The organism is Anaerotignum faecicola (assembly GCA_024460105.1).
Taxonomy (GTDB): domain Bacteria; phylum Bacillota; class Clostridia; order Lachnospirales; family Anaerotignaceae; genus JANFXS01.
The window spans coordinates 1-489 of record JANFXS010000189.1 but is presented as its reverse complement, the minus strand read 5'-3'; the positions used below and the strand labels follow the sequence as shown (position 1 = coordinate 489).

Below are 489 nucleotides of genomic sequence, written 5' to 3'. Positions count from 1 at the left end.
AGACTTCTTCGGGAGTGGTAGTGACGGGCGGAATCAAAAATGTGAGTATTGGTACTCCGCCGGGAAATCTGTACGGTATGGCGCCTGACAATCCCAGCAAGGCGGCTATGGTCTCCCACAAGATCACGGACGGTGAGCTGGACCGATGGATTTACGACTATTATATGGCCAGACCGGTGGACTATGTGATTGTGGATGGCCTTCAGGGCTTTCAGAGCGGTCCGGTCCCCATGTCTCACGAGCGGAAAGAGACCGATAAAATGAACATGGGCGTTATCATGGGAGGAAGCGATGCGGTGGCGGTCGATACCATCTGTTCTCTGGTAACCGGCTGGGATCCTGAGAGCGTCGGTTATCTGAATCTTCTGCGGGAACATACGGAAGCGGGGGAACTGGAAAATATCCGGGTAAAGGGAGCATACGTCGATGAACTGAGAAAGAAATTTACAATCAGGAAGCCGGAGCTGGGCGGTATACAGCTGGAAGCCG

General features: G+C 53.4%; 1 protein-coding gene and 1 pseudogene. Both read left to right on the top strand.

All coding sequences use genetic code 11. The features are described 5' to 3' along the window. Window positions 1–77 precede the first annotated feature (77 nt). Window positions 78–257: pseudogene (locus NE664_13460) on the top strand (DUF362 domain-containing protein). 3 nt (window positions 258–260) lie between these two features. Next, window positions 261–489: DUF362 domain-containing protein (locus tag NE664_13455; GenBank protein MCQ4727639.1), on the top strand; the 229-nt coding region annotated here is incomplete at its 3' end.